Source organism: Rhodococcus sp. B7740, from assembly GCF_000954115.1.
Classification (GTDB): domain Bacteria; phylum Actinomycetota; class Actinomycetes; order Mycobacteriales; family Mycobacteriaceae; genus Rhodococcoides.
On record NZ_CP010797.1, the window covers coordinates 1,251,236 to 1,267,853 of the forward strand.

Annotated in this window: 16 protein-coding genes and 1 pseudogene; 1 reads left to right on the forward strand and 16 read right to left on the reverse strand. The window is 65.5% G+C overall.

The window, feature by feature from the left end; genetic code table 11:
* Positions 1–23: 23 nt before the first annotated feature.
* From secF to NY08_RS05685, 9 genes are all read right to left on the reverse strand, one after another.
* The gene (gene secF, locus NY08_RS05645) at positions 24–1,205 is read right to left on the reverse strand and encodes a protein translocase subunit SecF (protein ID WP_045195344.1); all 1,182 of its coding nucleotides are present in this window, start codon (positions 1,203–1,205) and stop codon (positions 24–26) included.
* Between the two features lies 1 nt (position 1,206).
* Positions 1,207–2,982, reverse strand: a complete 1,776-nt coding sequence (secD, locus tag NY08_RS05650; protein WP_179275665.1) for a protein translocase subunit SecD — start codon at positions 2,980–2,982, stop codon at positions 1,207–1,209.
* Between the two features lie 161 nt (positions 2,983–3,143).
* A complete protein-coding gene (gene yajC / locus NY08_RS05655; protein WP_045195346.1) occupies positions 3,144–3,554 on the reverse strand; it encodes a preprotein translocase subunit YajC in 411 nt (136 codons plus the stop codon).
* A 138-nt stretch (positions 3,555–3,692) separates the two neighbouring features.
* The gene (gene ruvB, locus NY08_RS05660) at positions 3,693–4,721 is read right to left on the reverse strand and encodes a Holliday junction branch migration DNA helicase RuvB (protein ID WP_045199784.1); all 1,029 of its coding nucleotides are present in this window, start codon (positions 4,719–4,721) and stop codon (positions 3,693–3,695) included.
* A gap of 54 nt (positions 4,722–4,775) precedes the next feature.
* Positions 4,776–5,381: a Holliday junction branch migration protein RuvA gene (ruvA, locus tag NY08_RS05665; protein WP_045195348.1), complete on the reverse strand. Its 606-nt coding sequence runs from the start codon at positions 5,379–5,381 to the stop codon at positions 4,776–4,778.
* Complete coding sequence (gene ruvC, locus NY08_RS05670; RefSeq protein WP_032397961.1) at positions 5,378–5,995, reverse strand: crossover junction endodeoxyribonuclease RuvC; 618 nt, start codon at positions 5,993–5,995, stop codon at positions 5,378–5,380. Before ruvC ends, ruvA begins: the two co-directional genes overlap by 4 nt.
* A 107-nt stretch (positions 5,996–6,102) precedes the next feature.
* On the reverse strand, positions 6,103–6,861 hold the full coding sequence (locus tag NY08_RS05675; protein ID WP_032397960.1) for a YebC/PmpR family DNA-binding transcriptional regulator: 759 nt from the start codon (positions 6,859–6,861) through the stop codon (positions 6,103–6,105).
* Positions 6,862–6,949: 88 nt separating this feature from the next.
* Positions 6,950–7,552 (reverse strand): pyridoxal 5'-phosphate synthase glutaminase subunit PdxT, encoded by a 603-nt coding sequence (pdxT, locus tag NY08_RS05680; RefSeq protein WP_045195350.1) that lies wholly within the window; start codon positions 7,550–7,552, stop codon positions 6,950–6,952.
* Entirely contained in the window at positions 7,549–8,400 is an 852-nt protein-coding gene (locus tag NY08_RS05685) for an acyl-CoA thioesterase (RefSeq protein WP_045195353.1), read from the reverse strand. Before NY08_RS05685 ends, pdxT begins: the two co-directional genes overlap by 4 nt.
* 41 nt (positions 8,401–8,441) lie before the next feature.
* On the opposite strand from NY08_RS05685, the gene NY08_RS05690 reads away from it, so the two are divergent.
* Positions 8,442–9,092 carry a hypothetical protein gene (locus NY08_RS05690; protein ID WP_235387117.1) on the forward strand — a complete coding sequence of 217 codons (651 nt, stop codon included), beginning with the start codon at positions 8,442–8,444 and terminating at the stop codon, positions 9,090–9,092.
* A gap of 10 nt (positions 9,093–9,102) precedes the next feature.
* Here NY08_RS05690 and pdxS read toward each other — a convergent pair whose 3' ends face one another.
* The 7 genes and pseudogenes from pdxS to thrS all read right to left on the reverse strand — a co-directional run bounded on the left by pdxS (position 9,103) and on the right by thrS (position 16,590).
* The gene (gene pdxS / locus NY08_RS05695) at positions 9,103–10,044 is read right to left on the reverse strand and encodes a pyridoxal 5'-phosphate synthase lyase subunit PdxS (RefSeq protein ID WP_082073976.1); all 942 of its coding nucleotides are present in this window, start codon (positions 10,042–10,044) and stop codon (positions 9,103–9,105) included.
* 184 nt (positions 10,045–10,228) lie between these two features.
* Positions 10,229–11,254 (reverse strand): NUDIX hydrolase, encoded by a 1,026-nt coding sequence (locus tag NY08_RS05700; protein ID WP_032397957.1) that lies wholly within the window; start codon positions 11,252–11,254, stop codon positions 10,229–10,231.
* 22 nt (positions 11,255–11,276) lie between these two features.
* Positions 11,277–12,377, reverse strand: a pseudogene (locus NY08_RS25445) (glycosyltransferase family 4 protein); the annotation flags it as partial.
* On the reverse strand, positions 12,374–13,279 hold the full coding sequence (locus NY08_RS05715; RefSeq protein WP_045195359.1) for a phosphatidylinositol mannoside acyltransferase: 906 nt from the start codon (positions 13,277–13,279) through the stop codon (positions 12,374–12,376). The pseudogene NY08_RS25445 and the gene NY08_RS05715, both read right to left, overlap by 4 nt.
* Entirely contained in the window at positions 13,276–13,959 is a 684-nt protein-coding gene (gene pgsA, locus NY08_RS05720) for a phosphatidylinositol phosphate synthase (RefSeq protein ID WP_032397954.1), read from the reverse strand. The genes NY08_RS05715 and pgsA overlap by 4 nt, the downstream gene beginning before the upstream one ends.
* A 25-nt stretch (positions 13,960–13,984) precedes the next feature.
* Positions 13,985–14,527: an HIT family protein gene (locus tag NY08_RS05725; protein WP_045195361.1), complete on the reverse strand. Its 543-nt coding sequence runs from the start codon at positions 14,525–14,527 to the stop codon at positions 13,985–13,987.
* Positions 14,528–14,529: 2 nt separating this feature from the next.
* The gene (gene thrS, locus NY08_RS05730) at positions 14,530–16,590 is read right to left on the reverse strand and encodes a threonine--tRNA ligase (RefSeq protein WP_045195363.1); all 2,061 of its coding nucleotides are present in this window, start codon (positions 16,588–16,590) and stop codon (positions 14,530–14,532) included.
* Positions 16,591–16,618 lie beyond the last annotated feature (28 nt).

The following is a 16,618-nucleotide window of genomic DNA, read 5'->3' on the forward strand; positions in this document are numbered from 1 at the left end:
CCGTCCCTGTCGAGGATGGACATCTACCGTCGCTTCTTGCTTCGCTTTCCGGTGGGCCGGTTGCCCGGCTGCGGAGCCGACGCCTTCGGGGCGGCCACACCGACGGCCACCGGTTCCGGAGCGTGGCCTGCTGCACGAGCTGCCGCTTCGGCACGCTTGGAGTGGACCTTGCGCGTGTGAACTGCGACGGGACCCCACTTCTCCTTGAGCGTCACCAGCAACGGAGTGGCGAAGAAGATCGACGAGTAGGCACCGACGATCATGCCGACCAGCTGTACCAGAGCCAGGTCCTTCAGTGTGCCCACTCCGAGCAGCCATACCGCGATGATCATCAGTGCGATCACCGGGAGGACACCGATCACGGTGGTGTTGATCGAGCGCATCAGGGTCTGGTTGACGGCCAGGTTGGCCTGTTCGGCGTACGTCTTGCGATGCAGGTTGAGGATGCCGCGAGTGTTCTCCTCGACCTTGTCGAACACCACCACCGAGTCGTACAGAGAGAAACCGAGGATCGTCAACAGGCCGATCACGGTTGCAGGCGTCACCTCGAACCCGACGAGCGAGTACACGCCTGCGGTCACCAGGAGGTCGAATGCCAGGGCGGCCAGCGCCGCCAACGCCATGTCTCGCTCGTATCGGACACCTATGTAGATGCTGACGATCACCAGGAAGACCACGAGAGCGATCAGGGCTTTCTGGGTGATCTGGCTACCCCACGTCTCACTGACGTCGGACACACTGATGGCGTTGGGGGTCGCGGTACCGGAGTTGTCCTGCGGCTGGAATGCCTCGAACAACGCCTGGCGAAGGGTGTCCACTTCGGCGGGGTCGAGTGCTTCGGAGCGAATCTGCACCGTTGCTGCGGCACCCGAACCGACGGTCTGCACCGACACCGGCGGCATGCCGAGCGAGTCGTCGTACACGGTTTCGACCTGCTCGGTGGTGATGTTGTCGGCCGCGGGCAGCGCGATCCGCGTTCCGCCCTCGAAATCGATACCGAGGGTGAAGCCGCGGACGACGAAGCTCAGCAGGCACACCAGCACGATGACGCCGGTGAGGATGTAGTAGAACCGACGACGACCGACGATGTCGAAGGCACCGGTACCGGTGTACAGCCTGGACAACCAGCTGTGCTTGGGCTGGGCGGATTGATCGACACCCGAGTCGTCGAGGGGCGATGGGGTCGACGTGGTCGTGTCCGACATGTCATGCCTCCTTCGACGGCGCAGCGCCGGTCTTGACGGCGAGTGCCTTGTTGGCTGCGCGCTTGCGTTCGAGCGCGATCTGCTGGACGGCACCGAGACCGTTGACGGACGGCTTGGACCAGAACGTGGATTTCGACGCCAGGTACACCAGCGGCCACGTCACCAGCACCACGACGATGATGTCCAGGATCGTCGTGAGCCCGAGGGTGAACGCGAAGCCGCGGACCTGACCGACGGCCAACACGTAGAGCACTGCGGCGGCGATGAAGCTGACCGCATTGCCCGACAGGATCGTCTTGCGTGCGCGTGCCCAACCGCGAGGAACCGCCGATCGGAAGCTGCGGCCCTCCCGGATCTCGTCCTTGATGCGCTCGAAGAACACGACGAACGAGTCAGCGGTCATGCCGATACCGATGATCAGGCCGGCGATGCCGGCGAGGTCGAGCGTGAAGCTGATCCATCGACCCAACAGAACGATGATTCCGTAGACGACGAGACCGGCCAGCGCCAACGACAGCGCAGTGAGCAGCCCGAGGGCACGGTAGTAGAGCAGGCAGTAGACCAGCACCAGAGCCAGTCCGATGGCACCGGCCAGCAGTCCGGCTTCCAGAGAGGCCAAGCCCAGCGTTGCCGACACCGTCTCGGCCTCGGAGGACACGAAGGACAGCGGCAGGGAGCCGTACTTGAGGGTGTTGGCGAGCTCGGACGCGGTCTGGTTGTTGAAGTTGCCGGTGATCGAGGTGGCGCTGCCTGCTGGGGTGGCCCCCTGAATGACCGGCGCACTGATCACCTTCGAGTCCAGTACGAACGCGGCCTGCTTCTGGAGATTGGCCGCGGTGAACTGAGCCCAGGTGTTCGAGCCGTCCGTGTCGAACGTCAGGCTGACCTGGAACTGGGCCTGCTGACTGTCGAAGCCGGAGGTCGCGTCGGCTATCTGCTGGCCGTCGATGATCGTCGGACCCAGCAGGTAGACCGCTGTTCCGTCGGTCGAGCACGCCACCAGGGGAAGCGCCGGATCGTCGTTGCCTGCGAGCGGGTCGGCGGCGTTGCAATCGAGGGACTGCATGGCCAGCTGCTGAATCTGCGGATCCTCGCTCTGTCGGAGCGTCTTGGCGTCGGCGATCTCCTGCGCTGCGCGCTCGGCGTCGGACAGGGTCGCGTCGGTGGCGGGATCGTCTGCCGCCGGTGCGTCGGTGGCGGGCGCATCGGTGGTGGGGGCGGGAGCCGGATCGACCGTGGTCGGATCCTGCGCCGGGAACACCCGGTTCTGCGGAGTGGCCGGGTCTGCGGGCGCAGCCGGATCGGCCGAAGCAGCAGGGTCTGCCGGTGCAGCAGGATCGACCGGCGCGGCCGGGTCGACCGGGGCCTGCTGCGAACCTGCTCCCTCGCCTGCCGATGGAGCTACCGAGCTCAGAACCGGTCGAATGAACAGTCGAGCGGTCTGCCCGAGAGTGCGCGCCTGGGAGCTGTCGTCGCCGGGCACCGTGATGACGAGATTGTCGCCGTCGATGACCACCTCGGAGCCCGAGACACCGAGACCGTTGACACGAGTCTCGATGATCTGCTGCGCCTGCTTCAGGCTGTCCTGCGTCGGCGCGTTGCCGTCGGGTGTCCGCGCGGTGAGTGTCACGCGCGTGCCGCCCTGCAGGTCGATTCCCAACTTCGGCGAGGGGTCTTTGTCTCCGGTGAAGAAGACCATGGCGTACACCGCTGCCATCAGCACCGCGAAAACGGCGAGATAGCGGGCGGGTTGCACCGGTCCGCTGGAAGGTGCCACGGTGTGTGTTTCTCCTCTGGGCGATGAAAAGTGTCGGTTCCTGCAGGGCCTGGCGGCCCGATGTGTCGGCGATGAGCGGTGCGATTGTGCACCACATCGGTCACCGCAGAGAAAACCGCTGCCGGATACTGTCTCCGACAGCGGTTTCGATCACATCCTGCTCACTCTTTTTCCAGCCTCTTCGACGTCTGCTCGATGGTCTCGTCCGGCCGACTCACGTCCGTCTTGCTCAGCGACGGTCCAGCGGTGTCGTTCGAGCCGAGGGCCGTGATGTCCGACTCGGTGGTGGCGTCGAGGTCGGTGTCGTCGAACTCGGAGTCGTCGGGCAGAACCTCACGTACCACTGCACGCGACCAGGTGGTGATCACGCCGTCGGCGATCTCCAGATCGATGGTGTCGTCCTCGACCAGGACCACTCGGGCGTACAGGCCTGCGGTGGTGACCACCTCGTCACCGATCTTCAGCGAGTCCTGCATTTCCGTTGTCTTGGCCAACACCTTCTTCTGTCGACGCGCATTGAGAAACAGCGGTACCAGAAGTGCCACGATCAGCAGCGGGAACAGCAAATCCATCGGAAGGTCAGTCCTCGAAGTCGGGTTCGAAATACGTCATTGTCTCGTGCGAGAGCGTCGCCGGTGCGGGCCTCGCAGCTACCCAGTGTGCCATTACCTGGAACCGGTCCGGTCCGTTCGCGTCCTGTTGTGCCCGATTCATTCGAATAATCCCTGCTGGACCTCCGAGGATCGGACCGAAATTCCACCCACCGCGAGATCCGGTGGCGGCGTCAGACCGAGGTGTTGCCACGCAGCAGCGGTCGCGACGCGCCCGCGGGGGGTACGGGCGATCATTCCGGCACGTACCAGGAACGGCTCGCACACTTCCTCGACCGTCGACGGTTCCTCCCCGACGGCGACGGCCAGCGTGGACACACCCACCGGCCCTCCGCCGAAGCTCCGGATGAGCGCGCTCAGTACTGCGCGGTCGAGTCGATCGAGCCCGAGTTTGTCGACGTCGTACACCACCAGGGCGGCCTTCGCGGTGTCCTGAGTGACGGTGCCGTCGCCGCGCACGTCCGCGTAGTCGCGGACTCGGCGCAGCAATCGGTTCGCGATACGGGGGGTGCCACGCGAGCGCCCGGCGATCTCCGCGCATCCGTCCCGATCGATCGGCACACCCAGGATTCCCGCGGACCGCATGAGGATGCGCTCGAGTTCGTTCGGCTCGTAGAAATCCATGTGCGCCACGAATCCGAACCGGTCGCGCAGCGGTCCGGTGAGCGCACCCGACCTGGTGGTGGCACCGACGAGGGTGAACGGTGCGACCTCGAGTGGAATCGACGTCGCTCCCGGCCCCTTGCCGACGATGACGTCGACGCGGAAATCCTCCATTGCCAGATACAGCATCTCCTCGGCCGGGCGAGCGATGCGATGGATCTCGTCGATGAACAGCACGTCGCCTTCGACCAGGTTGCTGAGCATCGCTGCGAGATCGCCTGCCCGCTCGAGCGCCGGACCCGACGTGAGCCGCAGCGAGGTTCCCAACTCGGCGGCGATGATCATCGCCATACTGGTCTTGCCGAGGCCCGGCGGCCCGGACATGAGGATGTGATCGGGGGTTCCGCCGCGCATCTTGGCACCGGACAACACGAGCTGCAGCTGCTCCCGCACCCGGGGTTGACCGATGAAATCGGTGAGGTTCTTAGGACGCAGACTCGTCTCGACATCCAGGTCGTCGGACATCGGGTCCGCACCGACCTGGGATTCGGCGAACCGATCTTCCTCGGTCACCCGGGCCTACCTGGACTTTCCGAGGTATGCCAGCGCCGACCTCAACGCGGTCGACGTGGTGGCCTCGGGCTGCTGAGCGAGCACCGCGTCGGTCGCTTCCTCGGCCTGTTTCACGGGGAATCCGAGACCGATCAGCGCCTCGACGATCTGGTCTCGCATCGAGTTGCCGACTCCGGATCCCGGCACGGCCGCGCTTCCTGCGCGTCCGACCACTGCGTCGACCTTGTCGCGCAGCTCGACGACCATTCTCTCCGCGCCGCGCTTACCGATACCGGGAACCCTGGTCAGTGCTCCGATATCACTGTCGGCCAACGCAGTTCGCAGTGCGTCGGGCTCGTGTACGGCAAGAGTTGCCATGGCGATCCGCGGGCCGACGCCGGTCACGGTGAGGAGCAACTCGAACAGCTCACGCGACTCCTTGTCGGGGAATCCGTACAGCGTCTGTGAATCCTCGCGCACGATCATGGTCGTCAGGAGGGTCGCTTCGCTCCCCCGGTGCAAAGTGGCCAACGTGGCCGGGGTGGCGTTGACGCGGTACCCGACGCCCGCAGCCTCGAGCACGGCGTGATCGAGCGCGATGTCGAACACCGAGCCCCTGATCGACGCGATCATCGGGCACCCGCCTCCTTCTTGGCCATTTTCTCGATCCTGCGTGCCACGACGGCGCGAGCTTTGCGCTCCTCGGCCAGACGAGCGTCGTACTTGCGTTTCTGTTCGGCGGCCATGGCCTCGGCCTTGGCCATGCGGGCGATCATGGGCGCTCGCCAGCAATGACAGATGCCGAGGGCAAGCGCGTCGGCGGCGTCGGCGGGAGTCGGTGCCGTCTGCAGACCGAGAATGCGCATGACCATCGCGGTCACCTGAGCCTTGTCGGCCGAGCCGTTGCCCGTGACCGCGGCCTTGACCTCACTGGGAGTGTGAAAGCAGACGTCGATGCCGCGTCTGGCCGCCGCGAGGGCGATGACGCCACCGGCCTGGGCCGTACCCATGGCCGTACGAACGTTGTGTTGGGCGAAGACTCGCTCGATGGCCACCACCGAAGGCTTGTGGGTATCGAGCCAGTACTCCGCGGCCTCGGAAATCGCCAGCAACCGCTGCGCCAGATCCATGTCCGCGGGCGTTCGCACCACATCGACATCGAGGGCGACCACCGTTCGGCCCACACCACCCTCGATCAGACTGAGCCCACACCTGGTGAGACCGGGGTCGACACCCATCACCCGCACGCCACCACACCTTCCGCTTACGAACTGTTGTTCGATAGCGTAGCGGAGCCCACCGCTGGATCAGGGATACGACACCCGGTCGAACACGTCGTCGGATGCGAGGGGCGTCAGTCCTCGTCGTCGAGCTCGGCCATGACCTCGTCGGAGAGGTCGACGTTGGACCACACGTTCTGGACGTCGTCGCTGTCCTCGAGGGCATCGATGAGCTTGAACACCTTGCGGGCACCGTCCGCATCGACAGGGACGTTGACCGATGCCTGGAAGCTCGCCTCGGCCGAGTCGTAGTCGATTCCGGCCTCCTGCAACGCGGTGCGCACCGCGACCAGGTCGGTCGGCTCGCTGACGACCTCGAACGTATCGCCGTTGTCGTTGACTTCCTCGGCACCGGCTTCGAGGACGGCCATGAGCACGTCGTCCTCGCTCTGCCCGTTCTTCTCCAGGGTGACGACGCCCTTACGGGAGAACAGGTAGGACACCGATCCCGGATCGGCCATGTTCCCACCGTTGCGGGTCATCGCCACGCGTACCTCGCCTGCGGCGCGGTTGCGGTTGTCGGTGAGGCACTCGATCAGAATGGCGACACCGTTGGGGCCGTAGCCCTCGTACATGATGGTCTGCCAGTCGGCACCGCCGGCTTCCTCGCCCGCTCCGCGCTTGCGCGCGCGCTCGATGTTGTCGTTGGGGACCGACGTCTTCTTCGCCTTCTGGATGGCGTCGTACAAGGTCGGATTGCCCGTCGGGTCACCACCACCCGTGCGGGCCGCCACCTCGATATTCTTGATGAGCTTGGCGAAAGACTTGCCGCGTCGGGCGTCGATCACCGCCTTCTTGTGCTTGGTGGTGGCCCATTTTGAGTGGCCGCTCATGCGATAGGGCCCCTTCCTGCTCGAAATCAGTGTTGTCGACTTTACTCGCCCGGTACCGCGCTCGGCACCGACCGACCGCCGAGGGATTCTAGCGGCGTCGCACGATGTCGACGAAGAGTGCGTGAACGCGATCGTCCCCGGTGACCTCGGGATGGAAGCTCGTCGCCATGACGGAGTTCTGGCGAACGGCCACCACGCGTCCGGCAGCCGGGCCGTGCGGCACGGTGGCGAGCACCTCGACATCCTCGCCCACCCGCTCGACCCAGGGCGCGCGAATGAACACCGCCCGCACCGGTCCGCCGTCGACGCCGGTGACATCGAGATCGGTCTCGAAGGAATCGACCTGACGCCCGAAGGCGTTTCGCCGAACGGTGATGTCGAGCGCATCGAGATGCCGGGCGTCGGGCCTGGTGTCGAGGATCTCGGAGGCCAGCAGAATCATGCCCGCGCACGAACCGTAGGCGGGCAGTCCCTCGGCCAACCGAGCACGCAGTGGATCGAGAAGGTCGAACACGCCGAGCAGGTTGCTCATGGTCGTCGATTCCCCGCCGGGGACGATGAGTCCGTCGATCTGCGCGAGCTCGGCGGGCCGACGCACCGTGACACCGCGCGCACCGCTCGATTCGAGCGCAGCCAGGTGTTCGCGAACGTCGCCCTGCAGGGCGAGAACACCGATGGTCGGAGCGCTCACTTGCGGCCGAAGGGATCGACATGGGGCGCATCGGGGTCCCGCTCGTAACGCATCAACCCCTCTTGCACCACCGCGGCGACCAACCGGCCGGACGTGTCGAAGATTCGTCCCTGCGTCAGCGCCCGCCCGAAATCTGCCGACGGAGACGTCTGGTCGTAGAGCAACCATTCGTCGGCCCGGAAGGGCCGCAGGAACCACAGCGCATGATCGAGCGAGGCCGTCTGAGTGACGGCGTCCGGGTGCGGAACCTTGGCCGATCCGAGCAACGTCATGTCGCTCATGTAGGCCAGCGCACACACGTGGAAGACCTGGTCGTCGGGCAAGGTGTCGCGGTAGCGGAACCAGACACGTTGTTGCGCAGCGAAACTGGGATGCTTGACGGTCTGGTCCTCGGGAATGAGACGGATGTCCCACTCGGACCACTCCTTGTAGTAGGAGTGGTCGTACTCGGCGAGGGTGGTGGGATCGGGCAGGGTGTCCGGCCCGACGACCTCGGGCATGACGTCCTGGTGCGAAATGCCGTCGTCGTCGCCGTGGAACGAGGCGGACATCGTGAAGATCGCCTTGCCGTGCTGAATGCCGGTGACGCGGCGGGTGCAGAACGACCGTCCGTCGCGAATCCGGTCCACCATGAACACCGCCGGCTCGTTCGGATTGCCCGGACGCAGGAAGTAGCCGTGCAGCGAGTGCACACGAAACTCGGGGGCCACCGTGCGCACCGCCGCAACGAGCGCCTGGCCCGCCACCTGACCGCCGAACGTACGGGGCAGCCGAGAAGGAAATGTCCGTCCCCGATAGATGTCGTTCTCGATCCGTTCCAATTCGAGAATGTCCTCGATGCTGGCCATGGCTGGTGTCCACCTTTCTGTGACAACGGCTCAGGCTAACAATGATCGGACCAGGCAAGATGGTCGGCGTGGGTCAACCGATGCCGATATTTCCCGATCTTCTCGTCGAGTCGATCGTCGATTCGTGCCGAGACGGTGCCCGATCGATCGTCGTGATCGACGGCGCGGATGCCGCGCGGCCGGTCGAGTTCGCAACGCGCACAGCCGAACACGCCCGCTCTCGGGGCCGTCCGGCTGCCGTCGTCGACCTGCACGACTACGTCCGACCTGCGTCCATTCGATTCGAGTACTCGCGCACCGACGAATTGAGCTATCGCACACTGTGGTTCGACTACGACGCCCTCGTCAGAGAGGTCATCACCCCACTACGCCCCCGTGGCGGAGGTCACTTCCTGCCGCGACTGTGGGATGAGGCCACCGATCGTTCGGCGCGAGCCCGCAGCGCCTCGGCAGCAACGAATCAGATAGTCCTGATCGCGGGACCGATGCTGCTCGGCCGCGGATTGGACGTAGATCTGTCGGTGCATCTACGCCTGTCCGGCAGCGCATTACGCCGCAGAACGAGCGCCGACGATCAGTGGACCTGCGCCCCGCTGCTCGAGTACTACGACGGCCTCGACCACGCGGCCGGGCGGCCGGACTTCCTGGTCCGCTGGGACCATCCCGACCGCCCGGCCCTCGAACGCAACTGATCGAAAACCGTCACCAGCCGCGCTCGGCGAGACGGTGGCCGACGGGGAGGTCGTCGACGTTGATTCCGACCATCGCCTCGCCGAGACCGCGCGAGACCTTGGCGAGCACATCGGGGTCGTCGAAGAACGTGGTGGCCTTGACGATCGCCTCGGCGCGTTCCTTGGGGTTGCCGGACTTGAAGATTCCCGATCCGACGAACACGCCCTCGGCACCGAGCTGCATCATCATCGCTGCGTCTGCGGGAGTGGCGATGCCGCCCGCGGTGAACAGGGTGACGGGCAGCTTGCCGGCCCGGGCGACCTCGACGACGAGGTCGTACGGGGCCTGCAGTTCTTTCGCCGCCACGTACAGCTCGTCCTCGGGAAGCGAGGTGAGGCGACGGATCTCGTCACGGATCTTGCGCATGTGCGTCGTCGCGTTCGAGACGTCGCCGGTTCCGGCCTCGCCCTTGGAGCGAATCATGGCCGCGCCCTCGGTGATTCGGCGCATTGCCTCACCCAGGTTGGTGGCACCACAGACGAAGGGAACGGTGAAGTTCCACTTGTCGATGTGGTTCGCGTAGTCGGCCGGGGTGAGCACCTCGGACTCGTCGATGTAGTCGACGCCGAGGCTCTGCAGGATCTGCGCTTCGACGAAGTGGCCGATGCGGGCCTTCGCCATCACCGGGATGCTGACCGAGGAGATGATGCTGTCGATCATGTCGGGATCGCTCATTCGCGACACCCCGCCCTGCGCGCGAATGTCGGCGGGGACGCGCTCGAGTGCCATGACGGCCACGGCTCCTGCGTCTTCGGCGATCTTGGCCTGATCGGCGGTGACCACGTCCATGATGACGCCGCCCTTGAGCATCTCGGCCATTCCTCGCTTGACGCGTGCGGTGCCGATTCCGTTCTCGGCCGCCCCGCCTTCGGCGGATCCAGCGGGTGTAGTGGATGCGTGTGGGGTACTCAAGCCGACTCCTGTGTTCTGGGCACCGAACCGGTGCTCCGGACTGATACACGCGACCACGCTCAGCCGCGGTAACCGAGGACGATCGCACGCGGCGCGAAGTCGCGCCCAGAACTGTAGGCCTCGACGCGACGGTTTCCCATAACCACTTGACGATTGCTGGACTGCTCGAAAAGGGTCCAGATCGCTAGCGGATAGCGCGCACGTCCGGATCACCGCGTCGAGCGAGAGCCACGTTGACCTCGTCGAGCAGTTCCGCCAGGTCCTGGGGATAGACGTTCTCGCCGACCGCGCTCAGCGCACGGATGTCGGCCTCGGTGCACCACTGATGGCCGGTCACGGTGCGGCGTTCGAAATCGGTGAAACCAGCACTGTGCGGTTCGAACTCCTGCGTCCGGATCGCGAAGAACAATTCTTCCGAGCGGATCAGAGTTCCGTTGAACGGGAACGTCGCAACCCGACGCCACAGCGGACCGCGCAGGTCGGCCGGAGCGATGGTCAGGCCGGTCTCCTCGTGTACCTCCCGCACCGCTGCCTCGCGGAGCGATTCGCCCTTCTCCACTGCCCCACCGATGGTGAACCAGAAGAAGGTGTCGGGAACCGTCGGATCGTGTCCGCGCAGCAGCAGTACGCGACCGCGCTCGTCGAGCAGCACCACCCGCGCGGACGTTCTCGGGGTGGCACGGTTCTCGCTGCCGAACGTCGCGGCAGCAGACCGCTCGGCGATCTCGAAGTACGACGGCAGTGCCGCGGTTCCGCCGAGGTGCAACCAACGGACGGGACGTCTGACGCGCAGGGCAAGGGTGTCGCGAACTGCGTCGTTGTGAAACCGTCGTGCGATCAACACGCGGGCCTCGGCGTCGGCCAGTTCGGCGACCAGTTGCGGGGGCAAGTCGTTCGGTTCGACGACGGCCAGAGCCATGGACACCGCGTTCTCGGCCTCTTCGCGCTGTGATCGGTCGACGCGTTCGGCCCGATCGGCCAACGCAGCGAGTTCTCTGCTCGACGGGGCCGAGTCCCGGGTCGCCGCGGACACCGCGCGCGCGACGACGGCCCGGCGCGCGAGTGCTGCGTCGAGCGCCTGCCAGGCGAGGTCGGTGCGCACGTGTAGGCGGTCGAGTCGGTTCGCCGTTCCGTAGGCCCACAGGCCTACGACGAGGATCAGTACGGCGATCAGCCCGAGTACCAGAATCGTGAGCGCTGAGAAGGTCATCAGTTCGCTGCCCGCACCTTCTGGCCCCGAGGGTGACGGTTTCGTAGACACGCAGGATCTGCTCGGCGACGACGGGCCAGTCGTAGTTGGTGACAGCCACCGAGGCGGCGTCGACCAGACGTGCACGGACAGCATCGTCGCCGAGGATCGAGCAGACGGCGACGGCGAGGGCAGCGGAGTCGTCGATCGGAACGAGGAGTCCGCACGTGCCGTCCCGCAGGACCCGTCGGAAGGCGTCGAGTTCGCTTGCCACCACCGGTGTTCCGGCAGCCATGGCCTCGACCAGGACGATGCCGAAGCTCTCACCGCCGAGGTTCGGTGCGCAGTAGACGTCGGCGCTGCGCATCGCGGATGCCTTGGTCGCATCGTCGACCTGCCCCAGAAACGTCAGGTGCGACGCGAGTGCGCCCGCGTCCTTGCGTAGCTTGTCCTCGTCGCCACGGCCGACGATCAGGATCTCGATGTCGGGGTGGGATTCGACGAGTGTGGGCAGAGCGCCGAGCAGGACTGCCATTCCTTTGCGCGGTTCGTCGAAACGGCCGAGGAAGAGCACCGTGCGACCGGCGCGTGGATAGCCTTCCAGCACAGGGGCATCGGCGAATGCGGGCACGTCGACTCCGTTGGGGATCTCGACGGCGTCGGAGCCGAGGGCCTCGACCTGCCAGCGCCGGGCGAGCTCCGACACGGCGATACGGCCGCTGATCTTCTCGTGGTACGGACGCAGCACTCCTTGAAAGGTACTGAGCACCAGGGACTTCGTCGTCGAGGTGTGGAAGGTCGCCACGATCGGGCCGTCCGCGGCCTTGAGCGCCAGCATCGACAGGCTCGGCGCATTCGGTTCGTGGATGTGCAGCACGTCGAAGTCGTTGTCGGAGATCCACTTCCGGATTCGAGAATATGTGATCGGTCCGAATCGCAGCCGTGCGACGGATCCGTTGTACGGAATGGCGAGAGCCTCGCCCGCCGACACCACGAAGTCCGGTAGCTCGACATCGTCGGACGCCGGAGCCAGGACACTGACGCGATGCCCGCGTTCGATGAACACCTCGGCCAACTGCTGAACGTGTGCTTGCACTCCACCGGGAACGTCGAACGAGTACGGGCACACCATGCCGATCTTCACGCGCCCTCGATTCGGGCGCGTCGATCGGCCGACCAGTCGCTCATCCACAACGGCTGCAGCATGTGCCAGTCCGCCGGATGGGCTCGGATTCCGGCTGCGAAATGATCGGCCAACGTCTGGGTGGCAGGCCCGACCCCGGCCGAGACATCCACTGCGGGCGAGATGTCGAATCCCCAGCCGTCGCCGTCGAAGTAACCGTGCACCGGGAGCAGCGTCGCCCCGGTGTCGATCGCGAGTTTCGCCGCGCCCGCAGGCATCCGGGTCGGTTCACCGAAGAAGGTGACCGGCAGCCCGTGCTTGGCGAGGTCCCGCTCGCCGAGCAGGCAAACGACCTTGTTCTGCCGCAGTCTCTCGGACAGTGCGAGCAGAGGCGGTTGCTCGCCGCCGCTGAGCGGGAATATCTCGAAGCCCAGGCTCTCTCGATAGGCGACGAATCGCTGGTACAGGGATTCGGGCTTCAGCCGTTCGGCAACGGTGGAGAGTCCTCCGTGCGTGCGCACCAGCCACATTCCGGCCATGTCCCAATTGCCACTGTGCGGCAGAGCCAGGACCACTCCCTTACCGGCCGCGAGCGCACCCTCGAGATGTTCCTTGCCGTTCACGCACCGATCGATGACGGCGGCCTGCGCAGCCAGATCCATCGACGGCAACCGAAACGCCTCGCGCCAATATCGAGCGTAGGAGCGCAGGCTGTCCCGAATCAGCTCGTCGGGTACCTCGACGGGAGTGGTTCCCAGGACGCGAGCGAGATTGCGACGCAACTGATCCGGGCCGCCGTTGCGCCTAGACGCGAAGTCTGCGCCGCGATCGAACAGGCGTCGTGCCACCGGCTCGGGCAGAGACCGGACCAGGCGCCAACCGGCCGCGTAGCCGGCGTCGCTCGCTCTGTCGGAGAGATTCACGACGCGGCCACGTCGCCGTCGTCGGGTGCCGGCGCCACCGGAGGCACGATGATGTCACGGGCACCCTCGGATCCACGAACTGCGAGAACGCGCTGGAACACGGTGACGATGCTCAGGGCGGCGAGAATCCACATGGCCGGGTAGATCAGGCTGTCCAGCCACGGAATGTCGAAATGTCTTCCGACACCGGTGAGCCCAGCTCCGACCAGAACGATGACGAGGCGGTCCGGTCGTTCGATCCAACCACCGTCCGCTGACAGGCCGCTGGCCTCGGCGCGGGCTTTGGCGTACGAGATGACCTGCGAGGTGACCAGGCAGATCAGGGTGGCCACCAGCAACAGCTTGTCCTGCTCGGAATAGACGGCCCACCAGGCCAATCCGCCGAAGATCGCACCGTCGGCCACTCGATCGCACGTCGCATCGAGGACGGCACCGTACTTGGTACCACCACCCCGAGCCCGCGCCATGGCACCGTCGAGCATGTCGAACAGGACGAACAGGGTGATGACGATCGAGCCCCACCACAGGTAGCCGGCGGGGTACATCGTGACCGCCGCGGTCACGGTGACGACGGTGCCGATGATCGTCACCGAGTTGGGGGTCAGTCCGGTGCTGTTGAGGGCGCGCCCGAGCGGGGCGGTCACCTTCGAGACCGGCGCACGGCCGAAAATGCTCAGCACGGCGCGTGCTCCTCTCGCCTGTGGTTCATTCGTTCCAGGCCGACGCCAGCAGGGCCCGAGTGTCGCGGAGCAGCTGCGGCATCACTTTTGCGCCGCTGATCACGGTGATGAAGTTCGCGTCGCCGCCCCACCGGGGCACGATGTGCTGATGCAGATGCTCGGCCAAGGACCCGCCCGCGGCAGCTCCGAGGTTGAGCCCGACGTTGAACCCGTGCGGACGTGACACTCGCTTGATGACGCGAATCATCTGCTGCGTGAAGGCCATCAGTTCCGCGCTCTCCGCGGGCGTGAGGTCTTCCAGTGCCGCAACGCGACGGTACGGCACGATCATCGCGTGGCCCGGGTTGTACGGATACAGGTTGAGGACCGCATACACCGATTCGCCTCGTGCGACGACGAGACCGTCCTCGTCGCTCATCTTGGGGATGTCGGAGAACGGCTCGTTCGACTTCGCCGAGCCCTGAGGAGCCTCGGCGATATAGGACATCCGATGCGGCGTCCACAGTCGCTGCAGCCGATCGGGCTCACCGGCCCCGGTGACGACGATCGACTCGTCCTGTTTCGACATGATCAGCTCACTCCTGCGGGTTCGGTCTGCACGAGCTCGGCGGTCGGTGATGCGTTGTTGCGCTGGGAGATCCAGTCGGTGACGACGGTGATGGCCTGCTCCACCGGGACGCCGTTGACCTGAGTGCCGTCCCGGAATCGGAAGCTCACGGCACCGGCTTCGACGTCGCGTTCGCCGGCGAGGAGCATGAAGGGAACCTTCTGCGCCGTCTGGTTGAAGATCTTCTTCTGCATCCGGTCGTCACTGGCGTCGACCTCGGCGCGTACGCCACGCTTCTTCAGCTCGTTCACCACCGCGAACAGGTGGTCCTGGTAGACCTCGGCAACCGGGATGCCCACGACCTGGACCGGTGCGAGCCAGGCCGGGAACGCGCCCGCGTAATGCTCGGTGAGCACTCCGAAGAAGCGCTCGATGGATCCGAACAGCGCGCGGTGAATCATCACCGGGCGTTCCTTGGTTCCGCCCGAGCCGGTGTATTCGAGTTCGAAGCGTTCGGGCAGGTTGAAGTCGAGCTGAATGGTCGACATCTGCCAGGTACGCCCCAGCGCATCCTTGGCCTGTACCGAGATCTTCGGTCCGTAGAACGCCGCACCACCCGGATCGGGCACCAGGTTCAGGCCCGACGCAGCCGCCACCTCGGCGAGGGTGTTGGTCGCTTCTTCCCAGACCTCGTCGCTGCCGACCGACTTCTCCGGGTTGCGAGTGGAAAGTTCGAGGTAGAAGTCGTCGAGGCCGTAGTCCTTGAGCAGCCCGAGAACGAACTCGAGGGTGCTGGTGAGCTCGCCGCGCATCTGCTCGCGGGTGCAGAAGATGTGCGCGTCGTCCTGGGTCATCCCGCGCACCCGGGTCAGACCGTGGATGACGCCGGACTTCTCGTAGCGGTAGACCGAGCCGAACTCGAACAGGCGCAACGGCAGTTCGCGGTACGAACGGCCGCGAGAGCGGAAGATCAGGTTGTGCATCGGGCAGTTCATCGGCTTGAGGTAGTAGTCCTGGCCGGGCTTGCGCACGTCGCCGTTCTCGTCGAGTTCGGCGTCCAGGTGCATCGCCGGGAACATGCCGTCCCGGTACCAGTCGAGGTGACCCGAGACCTCGTAGAGATGGCCCTTGGTGATGTGCGGGGTGTTGACGAACTCGTAGCCCTCTTCGATGTGCCGCTGGCGGGAGTAGTTCTCCAGCTCGTTGCGGATCACACCACCCTTCGGATGGAACACCGGAAGACCGGAGCCCAGTTCGTCGGGAAAGCTGAACAGGTCCAGCTCGGATCCGAGCTTGCGGTGATCGCGACGCTCCGCCTCGGCCAGCAGTTCGAGATGCGCATCGAGCGCTTCGGCAGACTCCCAAGCCGTTCCGTAGATGCGCTGCAGGCCTGCATTGTCCTGATTGCCGCGCCAGTAGGCGGCCGAACTGCGGGTGAGCTTGAACGCGGGCACGTACTTGGTGGTGGGGATGTGGGGTCCGCGGCACAGATCGCCCCAGATGCGCTCGCCGGTCCGGGGATTGAGATTGTCGTAGGCGGTCAGCTCACCCCCGCCGACCTCCATGACCTCGGGATCGTCGATGCCGGACTTGTCGTCGATCAGCTCGAGCTTGTACGGCTCGTTAGCCAACTCCTCACGGGCCTGCTTCACCGACTCGTACACCCGACGCGAGAAACGTTGTCCGGCTTTGACGATCTGCTTCATCTTCTTCTCGAGGGCCGTCAGATCCTCGGGAGTGAACGGCTGCTGCACGTCGAAGTCGTAGTAGAAGCCATCCTTGATGAACGGTCCGATGCCCAGCTTGGCGTCGGGAAAGAGATCCTGAACGGCCTGCGCCAGTACGTGCGCAGCCGAGTGCCTGATGACGCTTCGTCCGTCCTCGGTGTTCGCCGGAACGGGCTCGACCTCGGTGTCGCCCTGCGGTGCCCATGACAGGTCACGGAGCTTGCCGTCGGGATCGCGCACGACGACGATCGCGTCGGGTCCCTTGTTGGGCAGGCCGGTGTCGCGGAGCGCCGTACCTGCCGTGGTTCCGGCCGGCACCATGATGCGGGCGGGCGAAACAGCGGCGACAACGGGCATGCTCACAGCGATGTACTCCTCGATCGGT

Excerpts from the sequence above, each read along its gene's own strand:
- secF (WP_045195344.1), bottom strand. The coding sequence starts at position 1,205 with ATGTCGGACACGACCACGTCGACCCCATCGCCCCTCGACGACTCGGGT.
- yajC (WP_045195346.1), bottom strand. The coding sequence starts at position 3,554 with ATGGATTTGCTGTTCCCGCTGCTGATCGTGGCACTTCTGGTACCGCTG.
- ruvB (WP_045199784.1), bottom strand. The coding sequence starts at position 4,721 with ATGTCCGACGACCTGGATGTCGAGACGAGTCTGCGTCCTAAGAACCTC.
- ruvA (WP_045195348.1), bottom strand. The coding sequence starts at position 5,381 with ATGATCGCGTCGATCAGGGGCTCGGTGTTCGACATCGCGCTCGATCAC.
- NY08_RS05675 (WP_032397960.1), bottom strand. The coding sequence starts at position 6,861 with ATGAGCGGCCACTCAAAATGGGCCACCACCAAGCACAAGAAGGCGGTG.
- NY08_RS05685 (WP_045195353.1), bottom strand. The coding sequence starts at position 8,400 with ATGGCCAGCATCGAGGACATTCTCGAATTGGAACGGATCGAGAACGAC.
- NY08_RS05690 (WP_235387117.1), top strand. The coding sequence starts at position 8,442 with ATGATCGGACCAGGCAAGATGGTCGGCGTGGGTCAACCGATGCCGATA.
- NY08_RS05700 (WP_032397957.1), bottom strand. The coding sequence starts at position 11,254 with ATGACCTTCTCAGCGCTCACGATTCTGGTACTCGGGCTGATCGCCGTA.
- NY08_RS05725 (WP_045195361.1), bottom strand. The coding sequence starts at position 14,527 with ATGTCGAAACAGGACGAGTCGATCGTCGTCACCGGGGCCGGTGAGCCC.
- thrS (WP_045195363.1), bottom strand. The coding sequence starts at position 16,590 with ATGCCCGTTGTCGCCGCTGTTTCGCCCGCCCGCATCATGGTGCCGGCC.